This is a genomic window from Flavivirga sp. 57AJ16 (assembly GCF_028736925.1).
Taxonomy (GTDB): Bacteria; Bacteroidota; Bacteroidia; order Flavobacteriales; family Flavobacteriaceae; genus Flavivirga.
Genome location: NZ_JAQZAT010000001.1, coordinates 167,494 through 185,013 on the forward strand (window position 1 = coordinate 167,494; position 17,520 = coordinate 185,013).

Genomic DNA, 17,520 nt, shown 5'->3' on the forward strand with positions numbered 1-17,520 from the left:
TGAACATATTCAAATATATAAAAATATTTTATATTTAATAAAATTTTAACATTTTTTAATTTTTAAATGCCGATTTATTTGGTTCAGCTCCTAGGTTAATATCAATTACAGCTCCGCTTGTGAGCTTATTCAAAGGAATTTCTTTTTCCCTATATGATTTTCCATTAACATCTATAGATTGTATATATATATTTTCTTTACTATTATTTTTTGTATTGATAATAATTTCATTATCGTTTCGAGTCTTAATTTTAATAGAATCAAAAATTGGACTACCAAATTGAAATGTAGGATTTGTTTCAATTAATCCTTTTACATCAAATAACCCCATTGAAGCCATTACATACCAACTACCTAATTGCCCTTGATCTTCATCTTGTCCATATCCATAACCATGAATATCTTCTGTCCCATAAAATTCATCACAAATTCTTCTTATCCATTTTTGAGTAAGCCAAGGATGGTCTGTATAATTGAAAAGCCATGGAATATGCAAATTGGGTTGGTTGCCATGGTTATATAAATACCTTACACCAGCAAAAGCATCAATTTCTTCTCCCCCAAATTTTGTTTTTTCAGATACTGTAAATATAGAATCTAGACGTTTTACAAAATTTTCTTCACCTAGTTTTTCAATTAAATCCTTTGGTTTATGAGGTACATAAAATGTATATTGCCAAGCATTGCCTTCTTGAAAACCGATCCAAGGTGCAAAGGCATCAAAATCCTGAATAAATTCTCCTGAAGGTAGTTTTGGTCTAACAAAACCAATACTATCATCATAAAGGTTTTTCCAATTTTCAGAAAGCTTCATTAATTTCTCATAATCATCCATTTTTCCTAAAGCCTTCGCAAATTGAGCCACTGCATAGCTACTAAAACTGTATTCTAAGGTATGAGATACTGAAAAACCAGAACCTTTTGATGTTGTTTCCCATCCTGGGACATAATCTATATAACCGTTATTGACAAACTGTCCTAAATCCAACTTTCCAGCGCCTTCTTTTCTATTTAAATAAGAAACCTCATTTTCTAAAGCTGCTTTATATGCTAATTCAACATCGAAATCCTTTATACCAGCTTGATATGCAGATGCAATAACCAAACCAACGAAATTTGTACCAACACCAGAAACATATCTTGAATTTGCCAAACCATCAGCTGTCCATCCAGAGTTTTTATAAACTGCTAAATGGCTCTGTACAAAATCATTATAGTAATCCGGCCATACTAACGACCATAGTTGGGTTAAGTTCCAAAAAGCGCCCCAAACTGAATCCGTATTATAAAAAGACCATGTAGGCTTGCCCTCTGAATCTAATGGTATTTGTCCAATGGAGCCATCATTTTCTGGAAATTGCCCATTGACATCATTTGCAACACCTCTTCCTAAAAGCGCATGATATAACCCAGTATAAAATTTTATTCTATTCGCCTCAGTAGATCCAGAAACTTGTATTTTATTTAATTCTTCTGACCATATTGTTTCTGCTTTTTCCTTAGCCTCATCAAAATCCAGCGCTGACGCTTCTTCTATAAAGTTTTGTTTTGCATTTTCAATTGATGTGTATGAAAATGCTGCTTTTAAGGTGATTGATTCTTTTTCATCAGTTTTAAATTTAAGATATAATCCTGAACCAATACCAGAGATACTTGTTTGTTCTTTATTAATTGTATCCCCTTTAAATGTTCCCACCTCTAATGGCGCCTTACTTATCACTCCTGAAAAATACATTCTTACCTCCCCGTCTGATTGATATTTTTTCACATATTCGGGATATGTAATGACCCAACCTTCAATTTCATTTTGTCCTTTAAAAGCCACATAGGCATCTTTAACCTTTCCACTTTCACCTAATTGATTTCCAATATCTAATATAACGTAAGATTCATCAGATTTAGGGAAGGTATACCTTTGGAACCCAACCCGCTTTGTTGCGGTTAATTCTGCTTTAATATTATAATCCTTCAATAAAACTTTATAGTAACCTGGTGAAGCCTGTTCCTCTTTTTTATCAAACCTAGACCTGTAGCCTTCGTCTGGATTTTCTAGTTTTCCGGGTGTTGTTTTTAAATCGCCTGTCATAGCCGTAAATAAAAACCCTCCAACTTGAAATTCATGAAGATTTGCAAAACCCTCTATACTTTTATGTCTACTGTCATAGCCAACTGCTTCCCAACCTTCTCTATTACCATAACTACCATTAGTAGAAGGTCCTAACTTTGCCATACCAAAAGGAAGCGCTGCTGGCGTATAAAAAAACCACCTACTATGTGCTGTACCTATATTAGGATTCACATAATGACTAACTTCTTTTAATGCTTCTTCTTTATTTGTTTGTTCGTTTGATGTTCTGCAAGAGACCAACATTGTTGATGCAGTTATTAATAAAATGATTTTTTTTAGCATAGTCAATTATTTTTAAGTTTATAATTTGATAAAAATATGTAAATAGCGCATACAAAAAGCACTAAAAAACTTGCGGAGATTCCAGCGACACTGTTTACAACTCCCATGATTGGTGGAATTACAGCGCCTCCAATAACAGCCATAATCATAAGCGCCGAAATTTCATTAGCACGCTCTGGTATTTTATCTATAGTTAAAGAGAATACTAAAGGGAATAAGTTACCGGAAACCAAGCCTATTAAAGCGATTAATACCAAAGCATAAAAAACATTTGGAGCAATCACAATTAAACCAATAAAAATCACGGTTAAAAGAGCCGACCAAAAAAGAAATTTTTGATTATTAATTTTAAGTAATAATATAGCTCCGAAAAAACGACTGATCATTAAGGCAAAGAAATACAAACTTATACCTAATGAAGCATCTTCTAAATCCATATTGAATTTCCCAACTAACAAATTTTGAATATTTGTATTCATTCCTACATCAATTCCTACTATTAAAAATATACCAAGTACCATAGCAAGTACTAATGAATTTTTCAAAAGACCTATGGTTGAACTAAAAGTTACATTTATTAAGGATTCCGATTCTGTAATTTTTGTAAACACCAACCAAATTCCTGAAACAATCGAAACGATTCCATAAACCAAAAACACTTGCTTCCAATCATTATATTGAGACACCATAAACGTTACTAGTATGGGCCCTATTAAAGAGCTTATTGCTTTTATAAACTGAGAAAAACTCATATAACTAGAAAATTTGTCCTTATGCACGGTATCCTTTAAAAGTGGATTAGATGATACTTGTATTATGGTGTTTCCAACACCTAAAAGAATAAATGAAAATAAAAAAGTTGGATACGAGTAAACAGTAAAAGGAATAAACATACCTATAGCCGTAACAAAAATTCCTATTGAAAGTATTTTTTTCTTTCCAAACTTGTGTTGCAAAATTCCAACAGGAATAGACAAAATAAAAAACCAAACAAATACCATTGATGGAATTAATTGTGCAAGCTCAGGAGATAAGTTAAAATCTCTTTTTGCATAACCAGTAGAAACTCCCACAATATCAACAAAACCCATTACTATATAACACAATAGAACAGGCATCACTTTATTTAAATTTTTAACATTCATGCCTATTTAGTTTTAATTACATTTTTTTTAAAGTGTCTTCTAACTGTAAGTAGTACGCATCATCTAAAAGCAATGCACCACCAATAATAGCCGCTTTTTCACCTAAATTAGATACATAAATTTCAATATCGGGAATAATCTCTTGAAGGTGTTTGGAAAAATATGGATAAGCTTTTGATATGTTTCCTCCAATAACTAAAACTTCAGCTCCAAATTTTTCCAAATATGGCTTTATATAACACCCTAACTTAGAACCAAATAACTCAAAAACTTCGGCAGCTTTTTTGTTGGTATTTATTAAATCACATAATTCACGAACATTTTTAACAACATTTCCAGATACATCTTTGTACGATCCAACAAGTCCTCTCGTAGAAAAAATCTCATCAGCTAATTTTCCATTATAAAATTTATTATATAAGACCCCGCCCTCTGGAACCATGTTTCCCTCAACAATCGGTTGCGTTTCATTTAAAAAAGAAGAACCAAAACCAGTACCTAAAGTAATGGCCACTACTCTTTTGTATTTGGATGCTTTTCCTATGGATGCTTCTGCCACAGAAAATGCAGTCGCATCATTTATAAACCTAACTTGTTGAGGTTCTAGATTAAACCTATCTGCTATCTCTTTTCTAAGGTTTAGCCCATAAAGCGACTCTAACTTATCCACTCCTTTTATTAAACTTATTCCGTTATAATAATCAAAAGGCCCTGGCATGGCAAAACCAATACCTTGGTAAGAGACTTTAGTTTTTGATATGGTCTCGCTTATTGCAGAAACCCATCCATCAATTATTTCATCTTTTGAACCAAAAGTATTTACTTTACGATTAACTAATGATTCTTCAATAATTTGTTTGTTGGTATGTCCGTACATACAACAAGTTATATGGCTTCCGCCAATGTCAATCCCTATACTATACATTATCTTCTTATTTCTATTGAATACGTAAATCTATCACCTCTGTAGTACCCTATATTATATTCAAGGGGGCGATCTCCAGGGTCAGAAACAAATCTTTCTCTAATTAAAATGGGATCATTATCTTGAATTTCTAAAAATTGACTATAATCACCTGCAAAGCCCACTTTTATGTTTTCTTTGGAAATAGAGGGAATTGAATTGTAATCTTGTTCTAAAATATCATAGAGAGGCCTATTAAAATCCTCTTCTCCATTTAAGCCTATTCTAGGTTGAAAATAACTTTCAAAATAAACTAAAGGAGACTTTCTACCTTTTACTCTTGTCAATTTCAAGATTTTGGTTTTTTTATCTACATTTAAAAAATTTGCAATTCGATCATTTACAAAAACCCACTCAACTTTTATACTTAAGTTTAAAGAAGGTACCCCCTTTAGATTCATTTCTTGAGTAAAACTATGCCATTCGCTAAGATTGGTGGTTATTTCATTTTTAGAAACTTTTGTTCCAACTCCTTTTTTTCTAACGATCAATCCTTCTAATTGAAGTTTATTTGTTGCTTGTCTTACAGTATTTCTTGAAACCCCCAGTTTTTTGGACAATTCTATTTCTTTTGGTAGAAATGCACCATTTTCATACTCGGGCAACATTATTAAGTTTCTTAATAATTGTTCCACTTGGATATGTAAAGGTATAGGGTTACTATGGTCTACTTTTAATTCCAAATTTACTACTTTTTACTTTGTTTATATGTAGGTACAAAGTCCAAATATATATTTATATTAGGTGAAATCAAAATACTCTTTAATAAATTTTATGATTTATGTGAAATTATTATCATTTTTTTATTGTTGTCTGATTAAAACTATTGACTTTTATTTGAAGTCCATCTATAATAGTATTTGTAAAAGCATTACTGATTAGACGCCTTGCTTTTAATACTAGTTAAATAATAGAAATAGTATGTTTAATTTCATGATTATTAATATTTTAAATTTTTATCATTGTAATATTTTATTTGCTAAATTATTTTTTGATTGCAATGGATGATTCTAAAATAGTAGCTGCAATAATAGCTGCATCCACTTTCTTAATTATAGGAATATTTAATATTATTTTCAGCTTTCATAAGCAAAAAAAACCAATGAAATGTTTCTTAAACAAGAAGAATTCAATAAGGAATTAGAATCTCTTAAAACACTTAATCAAAAGCAATTATTAGAATTTCAACAAAGTTTACATAAAGAAAACATACAAGAATCAAATAAAATTGATAAGAAAAAATCCATATTGCAATCACTTCTATAATATGCCCATAATGGAAAAATTTTGCAACAAATTCAATTGTCCCAAAAAAAGTGTTTTTTTGGGACAAAAATCAAGTTCACTATATTATTTATTGTAATAACGTAAAATACTATTTACTTTTTTAGTTATATTTGTAAAATATATTTAACGTTATGTCTAGAAACAGTATTATATTACTGCCTAAAAATAAGAAGCTTTTACAAGCAGTGGGAGAAAATATTAAGTTAGCACGCTTACGCAGGAAACTAACGATGGATCAGGTTTCAGAACGAGCAGGGATTTCCCGTCCCACACTTTCTTCCCTGGAAAAAGGAAGTCCTTCCATTTCTTTAGGTATTATTCTCCAAGTTTTATTAGTATTAGGGCTGGAGAAGGATGTATTGCTTTTGGCCGACGATGATGTATTGGGCAGAAAAATACAGGATGCCGCTCTAATCATAAAGGAACGCGGCCCAAAAAATACCAAGAAATAATGGTACTGGAACGAAAAGAAATATTTGTATATGCGCATTGGGATGGCATTGAAGCTCCATTGTTAATGGGGAGTTTATATGCCACGCTATCTAGAGGGAAAGAAATATTTTCCTTTGAGTATGATAAAGGATGGTTACAATCGGATTATGCCCAGATCATAGATCCAGATCTACAATTATTCGAAGGCCCCCAGTACCTCAATGATGAGAAATCTAATTTCGGTATTTTCCTGGATTCCTCACCTGATCGATGGGGACGGGTGCTAATGATGCGCAAAGAGGCTGCCAAAGCCAGAAAAGAAGATCGACGCCCCAAAACCTTAATGGAGTTGGATTATCTACTAGGGGTTTACGACCATAACCGAATGGGAGGACTTCGTTTTAAAACAGTACAGAACGGTGCTTTTTTAGATGACAATGAAGCTATGGCAGCACCGCCTTTCGCTGCTCTTAGAGATCTTGAATTTGCCAGCTTACAGCTAGAGAAAGAAGATGCCCCTGATAATCCGGAATACCTAAAATGGCTCAATATGCTAATGGCACCTGGATCCTCATTAGGAGGCGCAAGACCTAAGGCAAATATACAGGACACTGATGGTAGTTTGTGGATTGCTAAATTTCCAAGCCAAAATGATGGGCAGGATATGGGCGCGTGGGAAATGCTAGCGTATCGGCTTGCCATTCAATCCGGAATTGATATGGCACCATCAAGAATACAAAAATTTTCGCATCACCAACATACCTTTTTAACACAACGCTTTGATAGGAAGATCGATGGTACCCGTATCCATTTTGCCTCTGCAATGACCCTATTGGGATATACAGACGGAACGGACTATCAAGACGGGGTCAGTTATTTAGAACTCCTGGAATTTTTAATGCGGAATGGGGCTGATGTTGATAATGATCTCAAGAAATTATGGAGACGTATTGCGTTCAATGTTTGTGTTTCCAATACGGATGACCACCTTCGCAATCACGGATTTCTGTTAACGGATTCTGGTTGGATACTTTCACCGGCTTATGATATCAACCCAACCCCTAACGGTACGGGGCTAAAACTTAATATTTCAGAAAACAACAATGCTTTGGACATAGACCTAGTACGGGAAGTCGCTCCTTATTTTCGGTTAAAAGAAAAAGAAGCCAATGCTATTATCAGTACAATTGAACAGAATGTAGGTCGGTGGCAACAACTAGCGACGGATTTAGGTATTCCAAGAAATGAAATGGAATTAATGAAAAATGCATTTAAGTATTAAAATATTTAATAAATAATATTTCTTGCTATAAAATAATAGCATTTTAAATCCAGAAAAATTCGGGAACAACACAACGTCGTATTTATTGCCAAAAAAGCCCTAATTTCTTAGGGCTTTTTAGCAATTTCGCGGTCTGGACGGGACTCGAACCCGCGACCTTCGCCGTGACAGGGCGACATTCTAACCAACTGAACTACCAGACCGTTGCTTTATTGCGGTTGCAAATATACACGCCTTTTTTTATATGTCAAACGTTTTTTTGATTTTTTTATATATTCTTTTAAAAAAGAATGCTTCGGGGCTTTTCTCAAGATAACAAGGGATTAAATCCCAAGGCAGGTCTGGACTCTAAAATCCCCAAAGATCACGGCATTACGCTAAAAAAGCGGGATTAGCCTGCCACGACAAAGGCGTCGTTCTACGATCTATTTTGAATGCCTTGCTTCGAAATCTTTCCCACACAATAGACGAGAACTAATAAACTGCTGTAGAATCTATACAAATTTTTGACGTTCTATCATGTATGTTGTAAGAATGTTATTAAAATCTTTATTAATGTCGGCCTCAACATATTTAATCTTGTATTGCGCGCACTTTAAACGTAAAGCCTCAAAATAATCACCCACGGCATTTTTATAACTGTCTTTTATAGTATCTGCATATAAATTAATATGCTCACCTGTTTCTACATCAATAAAACGCTTGGGCTTGTTATCAAAATTAAAAGTTAATTCTTTTTCTTTATCAAATACATGAAACAAAATCACTTCGTGCTTGTTATATTTTAAATGACGTAATGCTTCAAATAGTTTCACGGCATCTTTAGAGGTTTGAAACATATCGGTAAACAAAAAGATCATAGAACGCCTATGAATCTTTTCCGCTATTTCATGTAGGTATTTATAGGTTTCTGTTTCTTTATTTAAGGGTTTAGAAACCACGGCATCGCTCAAATGGTTTAACAGCATTTGATGGTGGCGCTCACTGCCTTTTTCTGGCGCATAGTAATCGTAATCATCACTATAAATACTTAAACCAACAGCATCCCGTTGCTTTTTTAAAATATGCATTAAAGACGCTGAAGCCAAAACCGAAAACCCTATTTTATTTAAACTATTAATAGAGAACGCGTCCATTTTTGGATAGTGCATAGAACTACTGTTATCTATAATGATATGACAACGTAAATTAGTTTCGTCATCATAGCGCTTGGTATAAAGCTTATCCGTTTTAGCAAATAGTTTCCAATCTATATGACGAGTGCTCTCCCCTTGATTATAAATTTTATGTTCGGCAAATTCGGCAGAAAAACCATGAAATGGACTTTTATGCATGCCCGCAATAAAACCTTCTACGACTTGTTTTGCAAGTAGTTCGAGGTTTTTAAAACCATCAGCTTTATTAAGTTCGTGTTGTAAATTCATAATAAGCCCTACCTAGCCTCACCCTAAAGGGAAGAATTGCCTCGCCTAACTTCTCCCAAAAGAAAAATAATCTACTTGGCAACTCTACATTTTAAAAAATTAATAATTAATTTCCACAGCCCACTCTTAAATACATACCTAAGAGTTTCCCCTTCGGGGATTAGGAGGCTATTTCATCAACAATACCATAAGCGACAGATTCTTCGGCTCCCATCCAATGGTCACGATTAAAGTCCTTCATTATTTTATCAAAGGTTTGCCCGCAATTATCCGCTAATATTTGCGCACTTAATTCTTTGGTAATTATAATTTCCTTTGCAGTAATCTCTATATCGCTCGCTTGCCCACGGGCACCCCCACTTGGTTGGTGGATCATAACCCGCGCATGTGGTTGTATAAAACGTTTTCCTTTTTCTCCGGCAGACAATATTATAGAACCCATAGATGCTGCAAACCCTGTACAAATCGTTGATACATTACTTTTTAAGGATTTCATACAATCGTAAACAGCAAAACCAGAAGTCACATAACCTCCAGGGCTGTTAATATATAAATGAATATCCTTTGTTTCTAACGCATCTAAATACAATAAGCGTTCTATAACGTGCTTAGCAGAATCATCATCAACTTGTCCCCACAAAAACACTTTACGTTCTTCTAATAATTTGCTATCAATAGCATTTTGTACTTTTATTTGTTCACTCATATTTGTTTTTTTATTTGCATCTAAAATAAAAAAAGGTTTGCCATAATGACAAACCTTTTCAATTTTCTTTTAAAATATCAATTATAAATGCGAGTCTATCGCTTCAGTATATGTATTTTTTGGAGCTACGCCTACTTGTCTTCCAACAACTTCCCCATCTTTAAAAACCAAAACAGTAGGAATATTACGTACACCATATTTTGCAGCAAATTCTTGGTTTGCATCTACATCTACTTTACCAACAACAGCTTTACCTTCATATTCTCCACTAATTTCCTCAATAATTGGTCCAACCATTCTACAAGGTCCACACCAAGCAGCCCAAAAATCAACCAATACGGGTTTGTCACTTTTTAATACCGTTTCTTCAAACGTTGCATCTGTTATTTCTAATGCCATAATATTTATATTTTAATTCTTAATCTTATTTTTAATGACACAAAATTAGTCAAAATATTTCCTAAAGCTTACAATGTAACAATTTGTTTTATCTATACCAGTATTATTTAGCACTATTATAGTCGAGTACACCTATTAACTTCCTAAAAAACAACCCTCTCAAAAACATATCAAGTCAATCATTTTCAAATCATTACACCAAAACCACTCGATCTCGGATCCTTATTAGGCAACCAAAAAGTTGCGTATTAAAAATATTTAGCTTAGTTTAGCAACCATAAAGTTGCATATCAATTAAAAATCGAACTTATTATGAATGATGTTATTAAAAAAGAAAAAGTATTCAAGCAACCCATAGACAAAGTATGGAATGCCATTTCAAAAGCCGAAGAAATATCTGCATGGTTTATTCAAGCTGATTTTAAAGCTGAAAAAGGGTATCAATATACCTTTACTTCAGAACCTAATGAAAAAGGTTGCACAACCATTAGTGGAGAAGTTAAAGAATCTGATCCTTATAAATTAGTTTATACTTGGATAGTTGCCGATACGAAAGTAGAAACTACAGTAACTTGGGAACTAGAATCTACGGAAGATGGCACTAAATTATATCTGGAACACTCGGGCATTTCCAATTACGAAGGTGAGACCGCTGTAAAAATGTTTGAAAGCTTTAACGGTGGTTGGGATGGCTGTATAAGCGGACTAACGGATTACTTAAAACAATTAGTCAATGCAGGATAAAATAACCAAACTTTTTAAAGCCATTGCAGATCCAACGAGGCGTGATATTTTTCACGCCTTGGTTATTGCTACCTCTGCGCTATCCATTACACAAATATCCAGTCAATTTGATATTAGTAGGCAAGGTGTCACCAAACATATTAAGACACTCGAAGAAGCTGGTTTGGTAAATATAAACGCCATTGGAAGAGAACGTTTTTGTTATGCCAATGCAAAACCTTTAAAAGAGGTAAGCAATTGGGTTCAATTTTACTCACAATTTTGGGATCACTCATTACAAGATCTGGAGAATTATTTAAACACACCAAAAAATGGATAGGGGTGCTGGTGCTAGATTAATAGCATTTCAGGATGGAGATAAGCACTACAAAAATCAATTAGAAGTTAGTGCTAGCTCTAAACAAATATTTTTTTGGGATCACAGAACAAAAGTTGTGTGCGATATGCGGTATGAAATCATTTATAACGAGCCATGACCAAGTTCATAATAACCACTTCAAGGTAAATCCAGATAGTCCAAGTATACCGAGAGCGCACCATAAAAGTAAAACACCTCTTTCTTCCAATTTTAAGCTTAAAATTGAAATTCATCTCCTCTTAAATTTAAGAATCAACATGTGGGGCAAAATTAAAAACAATACCCGAAAAAACAAATCGGACTTGTTCCTCCCTTTTGAAAACTACCGAGAGTACACATCTATAAAAAAGACACGAATGGCACAAATTCACACAAATCCAATACATTATGGAATAGATTGGACACGGCATGAATATGAATCCCTAGACTATATAGGCTTGAAATCTGTCAATAGACAGAATAATTAGTGAAAATTTGTGCCATTCGTGTCTAATCTTTTTTTTGTGCATTATTTGTGTACACACAGTAGTTTTGAAAAGGAGGATAATTTCGACAAAGTCGAAATTTAGGAGGGTTAAACCAGGATAGGTCAATCGCAGGTCTTCTTTTCAGATCGACTAAAACTTTTGCCTAAACACAGCTTTTAAGCATGATCCATTAACAAAAAGAAAAGTAATTCCAAATAGATTTAAATAAATCCATAATATGACGTTTTTAATTTCGGGAGCTATTGATTTAATAAGGTCCCTGAAGAGAAAAAGAATATGGTTTCTAAAATCAAAAATACTATCACATGATAGCATATTATTTTTTTCATAGTCATGAGATCCCTGCTTTACTGAAACAAGTTCAGCACAGGTCGCAGGGATTTAGTTTAGCTTAAACATCACATCCCGACTCTCTAATTCACTAAGTAATTCCTGGGACACCTTAACCTTTTGCCTTCTACTGGGCATATGTAGTTTTAGTTTTTCCTTAATATCGTAAACTATGAAATTTAATGCCTGATTTCCAGGGTGCATTTGCAACAATTCTTTTAAACACAAAATACTTTCTTCGTGCAAATCTTTAATATTAAGCTGAATGGATAATTTCTTAGCATAATTTTCCATAACATCCTGCAGTAATTGAAAACTATTAAACTGCAATCTTGGATCGCTCTTTTTACCTGTATCTTTATTAACCCAACCTTCACGAACAAACGTTTTTACAAATACAAAATTATTCTTCATTAAAAAGTGCCGGAACTTTAAATATTCTTCACCAAAAATCCTAAATTCAAAACTATCTGTATAATCTTCTACAGTAAAAAGCCCCCATCCTTTTCCTTGTTTACTAACACGATGTTGTACATCGGTCACCACACCTCCAAAAACAATTTCCCTGTTTACATAAGGTTCTAAGTTGTTAAACATGGCTATAGTGCCATTGCAAAACGTTTTCATTTCAGTTTTAAAATCATCTAAAGGATGTCCAGAAATATAAACACCAACAACTTCACGTTCTTGAGCCAGTTTCTCCATAGTCCCCCACTCTTCACATGGTGGCACTTCTGGTTCTGCTATTTGCACATCGCTCGTTGCTCCAAATAAACTCACCTGTGATGAGTTCTCATTTTCTTGGTGCTTGTTTCCATATTTAACAGCCTTTTCTAAAAAGGTAATACCATCTCCTTCTTTATGAAAATACTGTGCGCGATGTGTATTTTCAAAACAATCAAACCCGCCGGCTAAAGCTAAGTTTTCAAAAGCTTTTTTATTGGCTGCCCTTAAATCGATTCGTTTCGCTAAATCGAATATGGATTTATAGGGCCCATCATCTTTTCTTTTATCAACTATAGTCTTTACCGCACCATGGCCAACCCCTTTAATAGCTCCCATACCAAAACGTACGGCATTATCCTGATTTACAGAAAATTTATAATACGATTCGTTAACATCTGGCCCCAATACATCCAATTTCATCCGTTTACATTCTTCCATAAAGAAAGTAACCTGTTTTATATCGTTCATATTGTTAGATAATACCGCTGCCATATATTCTGCAGGATAATGTGCCTTCAAATAGGCTGTTTGGTAAGCTATCCACGCATAACATGTAGAGTGGGATTTGTTAAAGGCGTAACTTGCAAAAGCTTCCCAATCTTTCCAAACTTTTTCTAATACTTTAGCATCATGCCCGTTTGCACTCGCCTGTTCTACAAACTTTGGTTTCATTTTATCCAGTACCGCAATTTGTTTTTTCCCCATCGCCTTACGCAATACGTCGGCTTCACCTTTTGTAAACCCAGCCAGTTTTTGGGAAAGCAGCATGACCTGCTCCTGGTATACTGTAATACCGTATGTTTCTTTTAAGTACTCCTCCATCGCTGGTAAGTCGTACTCAATATCTTCATCACCATGTTTTCTTCTAACAAAGCTCGGAATATATTCCATAGGCCCTGGGCGGTATAAAGCATTCATGGCAATTAAATCTTCAAACACCGTAGGTTTTAAATCCCTGAGGTGTTTTTGCATACCAGGAGATTCATATTGGAATACCCCAACAGTTTCTCCACGTTGAAATAAAGCATATGTTTTTTCATCATCTAAAGGAAAAGTCTCAGGATCCAGCAAAATATTATGTTTTGCTTTTACAATTTTAACGGTATCTTTAATTAGGGTCAGCGTTTTTAACCCTAAGAAATCCATTTTTAACAAACCCGCATCCTCTACAACCGAGTTATCAAACTGTGTAACGTATAAGTCGGAATCTTTAGCTACCGATACAGGGACAAACTTTGTAATATCGTCAGGCGTTATTATAACCCCACATGCGTGAATTCCTGTATTCCTTACAGAACCTTCTAAAGCTCTCGCTGTATTGACCGTCTCTGCCTCTAAACCAGAACCCTCAGAAATATTTAAAAGTTCATTGACTTTTTCTAATTCTTCTGCCCTAAACTTACTTGCTAGTCCCTTTTCGTCTAAACCAAAAATTTTACTGAGTTTAGACATATTGGGAATTAATTTTGCGATTCTATCAGCATCAAACAAAGGCAAATCCAATACACGAGCTGTATCTCTAATGGACGACTTAGCAGCCATGGTACCATAAGTAATGATTTGCGCTACCTGATTGGCACCGTACTTATTAATTACATAGTCCATAACACGGCTTCTACCTTCATCATCAAAATCAATATCAATATCTGGCATACTAATACGGTCCGGATTCAAGAAACGCTCAAAAAGTAAATCATACTTCATGGGATCTATGTTCGTAATCCACAAACAATAGGCTGCCACCGATCCGGCAGCCGAACCACGCCCTGGACCTACAGATACATCCATCTTCCGGGCTTCTCGAATAAAATCCTCTACAATTAAGAAATACCCTGGATATCCTGTATTTTCTATAACGCTTAATTCGAAATCTAATCGTTCGACCACTTCTTCACTAAGCGGTTCCCCATAACGTTTTTTGGCACCTTCAAACGTTAAATGTCTTAAATAGGCATTCTCACCACGTTTTCCACCATCTACCAGATCTTCTTCATGTTTAAATTTATCGGGGATGTCGAAAGCCGGCAAAAGAACATCTCTTGCAAGCTGAAACCCTTCAATTTTATCTACAAGCTCCTTAATGTTTAAAATGGCATCTGGTTGATCATGAAACAATTGTTTCATTTCTTCAGAAGACTTAAAATAGTATTCCTGATTGGGAAGCCCATAACGGTAGCCCCTGCCTCTACCAATAGGAGTGGCTTGTTTTTCGCCATCCTTTACACATAATAAAATATCATGCGCATTGGCATCTTCTTGTTTCTGGTAGTAAGTATTATTGGTTGCAACTAATTTTACGTCATGTTTTTTAGCCAAGGCTATCAACGTTGGATTGACGCGATTTTCATCTTCCTGATTATGGCGCATCAGCTCTACATACAAGTCGCCTCCAAATTCATTTTTCCACCATAGCAATGCTTCTTCGGCTTGTTTTTCACCAATATTGAGCACTTTACTTGGGATTTCTCCATATAGACTCCCCGTTAGCACTATAATATCTTCCTTATATTCCTGTATTAGTTTTTTATCTATTCTAGGAACATAGTAAAACCCATTAACGAAAGCATGCGACGATAGTTTTGCAAGATTATGATAGCCATTTTTGTTTTTTGCTATCAATACCACCTGGTACCCATTATCTTTTCTTGATTTATCCTGATGGTTTTCACACACAAAAAACTCACACCCTACAATTGGTTTTATAAGTTGCTCTTCTGAAACCGCTCCTTTTTCCTCAGCTTCAGCGATGTTTGCCTTTATGCTGCTATTTTTTCTGTTTACGGCATTAATAAAGTGGAATGCTCCCATCATATTCGCATGATCGGTAAGCGCTACAGCAGACATATTATGAGAGGCAGCAGCATCCACTATGTCACCAACGCTCATGGTGGACTGTAATACAGAAAACTGTGAATGATTGTGGAGATGAACAAAACCAGCATCTGCCATATCGGATATATTTTGCTTAATATCCTCAGTAGAAATCGTTTTTTGTTTAAGACTTTGAAGGCGTTTTCGAATTTTAGCACTTTCCTGTTTAAGGTTAACGTGCTTTAAGTTAATAAGCTCAATTTCCTTTGGATTGGCTTCGTTAAAATTCTGAAAATAATCAGGTTCTACATCAAGCTGCTCTTTAGTATACTCTCCCAAACGAACCAGCTCGAAAAAGCAACGTGTGGTTGCCTCCACATCGGCTGTGGCATTATGGGCTTCAGCAAAAGGGGTTTTAAATAAAAACTCGTGCAACTCGGTTAACGTTGGCAATTTAAATTTACCATAACGTCCTCCTGGTATCTGGCATAGGCTTGCCGTATGTTCTGTACAGGTATCTAAAACAGGTAGTTCCTGTAACGGATTAGAAACATCGCCACGAACAAATTCGGCACCCATGATGTTTAGGTCGAACTTTACATTTTGACCAACAACAAATTTGGTTTTACTTAAAGCGTCATTAAATTTTTCTAAAACCTCGGCTAACGGCACCCCTTGTTCTTGAGCTAATTCGGTAGAAATACCATGAATTTTCTCGGCATCATAAGGAATATTAAAACCTTCAGGTTTCACCAAATAATCTTGATGGTCGATACAATTCCCCATGGCATCGTGTAGTTGCCATGCGATTTGTATACATCTGGGCCAATTATCGGTATCCGTAATGGGTGCATCCCAGCGTTTTGGTAATCCAGTAGTTTCTGTATCGAAAATTAAGTACATAAGCCCCGCCTAACCTCCCCAAAGGAAGGGATTTTTTAGTCAATTAATAAAAAAGTGTATTCGTTTTAAGTAAAAACGAAGTGTATAAAAGTACATAGAATTTATACTTTTTTAAAGTGAAGTTTTGAAGAGTTGTAAACAAAAAATACAACCCATCCGATAGCTATCGGATGGGTTGCGCTTCTCTTAACCAAAACCAGTCAACTTTTATGAAACTAGCTCTTCATGTACTTTTTCTGTGTTTATTGCTGCTTGAATAGCATTTCGTTGATTAAACAACATCGTATCAATACTTGGCGGCAAAGTTCTATCTTTTAAAATCCCATCGTATTCTTCAAGACTGGCTTGTTCACCCCTAATGGCTTCTTCTAAAATAGTTTCATCATCATTCGATGTAAAAAGCGACTTTAAACGCATCCAATTTCTGTGTACTATACCTTTAAAACTTCCAGAATCTTCCGGAACTTCACCATAACGCAAAATTTCGGTTCTTAAATCTTTGGCAAACTCGCTTCGTTCTGAAGCTCTTCGTTTAAAAAAAATTTTTAATGTCGGACTATCTACATTTTCAGCAGCATTTAAATACCCTTTTTCGGCATCATAATTTTTAACCAATAATTCGTTTAACTTGTTTGAAATTTCTTCACTGTAATTCATAATATCATTTTCATTTTTAAATTTCAATAAATTCTTTAAAGATGCGTATTGTTTCACATCATTATACTATAACATACATAAAAAAAGCGCTTTTGTCAAGCAATTTAACATGGTTTATGATGAATTTAAGAGACATTAACAAATTCAAATTAATTTTTTTTAATCGAAAAGAATTCCTCGAGGCTCTGCCTCGGGCCTGCCAGCAAAGGCAGGGTTTCCGTTGAGCTTGTCATTCCCGTGAAAACGGGAATCTAAATACCTAAACATTAATCTAATACGTATATATCTGTACGTAAATATTTTGTTATGGATCCTAAATTGACTTTAAAATTAAATCAATCGTAGCCTAATTATTTGGGCAAAACACTTGTTTTTTTCAAAAAACACGATCCGTCCAGACAAAGAAAGCTATAAACAGTTTTAAACAAAACTTACTTTTTTACTGTTCTATAAA

The 17,520-nt window shown here is 34.6% G+C and carries 15 protein-coding genes and 1 tRNA gene; 6 read left to right on the forward strand and 10 right to left on the reverse strand.

Annotated elements, in window-relative coordinates:
* Positions 1-55: 55 nt before the first annotated feature.
* From PQO00_RS00670 to PQO00_RS00685, 4 genes are read right to left on the reverse strand one after another with little or no spacing between them, the layout of a single operon-like run.
* Positions 56-2,410 (reverse strand): GH92 family glycosyl hydrolase, encoded by a 2,355-nt coding sequence (locus PQO00_RS00670; protein WP_274182890.1) that lies wholly within the window; start codon positions 2,408-2,410, stop codon positions 56-58.
* A gap of 2 nt (positions 2,411-2,412) precedes the next feature.
* Entirely contained in the window at positions 2,413-3,555 is a 1,143-nt protein-coding gene (locus tag PQO00_RS00675; RefSeq protein WP_274182891.1) for a sugar MFS transporter, read from the reverse strand.
* Between the two features lie 16 nt (positions 3,556-3,571).
* Positions 3,572-4,480, reverse strand: coding sequence for an ROK family protein (locus PQO00_RS00680; RefSeq protein WP_274182892.1), 909 nt, complete (start codon positions 4,478-4,480; stop codon positions 3,572-3,574).
* A complete protein-coding gene (locus tag PQO00_RS00685; protein WP_274182893.1) occupies positions 4,480-5,202 on the reverse strand; it encodes a GntR family transcriptional regulator in 723 nt (240 codons plus the stop codon). The genes PQO00_RS00680 and PQO00_RS00685 overlap by 1 nt, the downstream gene beginning before the upstream one ends.
* A gap of 424 nt (positions 5,203-5,626) precedes the next feature.
* Between PQO00_RS00685 and PQO00_RS00690 the strand changes: the two genes are divergently transcribed.
* From PQO00_RS00690 to PQO00_RS00700, 3 genes are all read left to right on the forward strand, one after another.
* On the forward strand, positions 5,627-5,785 hold the full coding sequence (locus PQO00_RS00690) for a hypothetical protein (RefSeq protein ID WP_274182894.1): 159 nt from the start codon (positions 5,627-5,629) through the stop codon (positions 5,783-5,785).
* Positions 5,786-5,937: 152 nt separating this feature from the next.
* Positions 5,938-6,258: a helix-turn-helix domain-containing protein gene (locus PQO00_RS00695; protein WP_274182895.1), complete on the forward strand. Its 321-nt coding sequence runs from the start codon at positions 5,938-5,940 to the stop codon at positions 6,256-6,258.
* The gene (locus PQO00_RS00700; RefSeq protein WP_274182896.1) at positions 6,258-7,520 is read left to right on the forward strand and encodes a type II toxin-antitoxin system HipA family toxin; all 1,263 of its coding nucleotides are present in this window, start codon (positions 6,258-6,260) and stop codon (positions 7,518-7,520) included. The genes PQO00_RS00695 and PQO00_RS00700 overlap by 1 nt, the downstream gene beginning before the upstream one ends.
* 129 nt (positions 7,521-7,649) lie before the next feature.
* Here PQO00_RS00700 and PQO00_RS00705 read toward each other — a convergent pair.
* The 4 genes from PQO00_RS00705 to trxA all read right to left on the reverse strand — a co-directional run bounded on the left by PQO00_RS00705 (position 7,650) and on the right by trxA (position 10,049).
* Positions 7,650-7,723, reverse strand: a tRNA-Asp gene (locus tag PQO00_RS00705).
* 291 nt (positions 7,724-8,014) lie between these two features.
* Complete coding sequence (locus PQO00_RS00710; protein WP_274182897.1) at positions 8,015-8,944, reverse strand: DUF58 domain-containing protein; 930 nt, start codon at positions 8,942-8,944, stop codon at positions 8,015-8,017.
* Positions 8,945-9,104: 160 nt separating this feature from the next.
* Positions 9,105-9,650, reverse strand: a complete 546-nt coding sequence (locus PQO00_RS00715) for a ClpP family protease (RefSeq protein ID WP_274182898.1) — start codon at positions 9,648-9,650, stop codon at positions 9,105-9,107.
* Positions 9,651-9,731: 81 nt separating this feature from the next.
* A complete protein-coding gene (trxA, locus tag PQO00_RS00720; protein WP_274182899.1) occupies positions 9,732-10,049 on the reverse strand; it encodes a thioredoxin in 318 nt (105 codons plus the stop codon).
* Between the two features lie 312 nt (positions 10,050-10,361).
* Here trxA and PQO00_RS00725 point away from each other — a divergent pair, with 312 nt between their 5' ends.
* The 3 genes from PQO00_RS00725 (at position 10,362) to PQO00_RS00735 (ending at position 11,618) form a co-directional block, all read left to right on the forward strand.
* A complete protein-coding gene (locus PQO00_RS00725) occupies positions 10,362-10,793 on the forward strand; it encodes an SRPBCC domain-containing protein (protein ID WP_274182900.1) in 432 nt (143 codons plus the stop codon).
* Positions 10,783-11,112, forward strand: a complete 330-nt coding sequence (locus tag PQO00_RS00730) for a helix-turn-helix transcriptional regulator (protein WP_274182901.1) — start codon at positions 10,783-10,785, stop codon at positions 11,110-11,112. Before PQO00_RS00725 ends, PQO00_RS00730 begins: the two co-directional genes overlap by 11 nt.
* A 131-nt stretch (positions 11,113-11,243) precedes the next feature.
* A complete protein-coding gene (locus tag PQO00_RS00735; RefSeq protein WP_274182902.1) occupies positions 11,244-11,618 on the forward strand; it encodes a hypothetical protein in 375 nt (124 codons plus the stop codon).
* Between the two features lie 402 nt (positions 11,619-12,020).
* Here PQO00_RS00735 and dnaE read toward each other — a convergent pair whose 3' ends face one another.
* Both dnaE and PQO00_RS00745 read right to left on the reverse strand, forming a co-directional pair.
* The gene (dnaE, locus tag PQO00_RS00740; RefSeq protein WP_274182903.1) at positions 12,021-16,409 is read right to left on the reverse strand and encodes a DNA polymerase III subunit alpha; all 4,389 of its coding nucleotides are present in this window, start codon (positions 16,407-16,409) and stop codon (positions 12,021-12,023) included.
* Positions 16,410-16,616: 207 nt separating this feature from the next.
* A complete protein-coding gene (locus tag PQO00_RS00745) occupies positions 16,617-17,066 on the reverse strand; it encodes a PA2169 family four-helix-bundle protein (RefSeq protein ID WP_274183203.1) in 450 nt (149 codons plus the stop codon).
* Positions 17,067-17,520 lie beyond the last annotated feature (454 nt).

Coding starts and splice junctions, on each gene's coding strand:
- PQO00_RS00695 (WP_274182895.1), top strand. CDS start 5,938: ATGTCTAGAAACAGTATTATATTACTGCCTAAAAATAAGAAGCTTTTA.
- PQO00_RS00675 (WP_274182891.1), bottom strand. CDS start 3,555: ATGAATGTTAAAAATTTAAATAAAGTGATGCCTGTTCTATTGTGTTAT.
- PQO00_RS00745 (WP_274183203.1), bottom strand. CDS start 17,066: ATGAATTACAGTGAAGAAATTTCAAACAAGTTAAACGAATTATTGGTT.
- PQO00_RS00700 (WP_274182896.1), top strand. CDS start 6,258: ATGGTACTGGAACGAAAAGAAATATTTGTATATGCGCATTGGGATGGC.
- PQO00_RS00670 (WP_274182890.1), bottom strand. CDS start 2,410: ATGCTAAAAAAAATCATTTTATTAATAACTGCATCAACAATGTTGGTC.
- dnaE (WP_274182903.1), bottom strand. CDS start 16,409: ATGTACTTAATTTTCGATACAGAAACTACTGGATTACCAAAACGCTGG.
- PQO00_RS00735 (WP_274182902.1), top strand. CDS start 11,244: ATGAAATCATTTATAACGAGCCATGACCAAGTTCATAATAACCACTTC.
- PQO00_RS00680 (WP_274182892.1), bottom strand. CDS start 4,480: ATGTATAGTATAGGGATTGACATTGGCGGAAGCCATATAACTTGTTGT.
- PQO00_RS00690 (WP_274182894.1), top strand. CDS start 5,627: ATGTTTCTTAAACAAGAAGAATTCAATAAGGAATTAGAATCTCTTAAA.
- trxA (WP_274182899.1), bottom strand. CDS start 10,049: ATGGCATTAGAAATAACAGATGCAACGTTTGAAGAAACGGTATTAAAA.
- PQO00_RS00710 (WP_274182897.1), bottom strand. CDS start 8,944: ATGAATTTACAACACGAACTTAATAAAGCTGATGGTTTTAAAAACCTC.
- PQO00_RS00715 (WP_274182898.1), bottom strand. CDS start 9,650: ATGAGTGAACAAATAAAAGTACAAAATGCTATTGATAGCAAATTATTA.
- PQO00_RS00730 (WP_274182901.1), top strand. CDS start 10,783: ATGCAGGATAAAATAACCAAACTTTTTAAAGCCATTGCAGATCCAACG.
- PQO00_RS00725 (WP_274182900.1), top strand. CDS start 10,362: ATGAATGATGTTATTAAAAAAGAAAAAGTATTCAAGCAACCCATAGAC.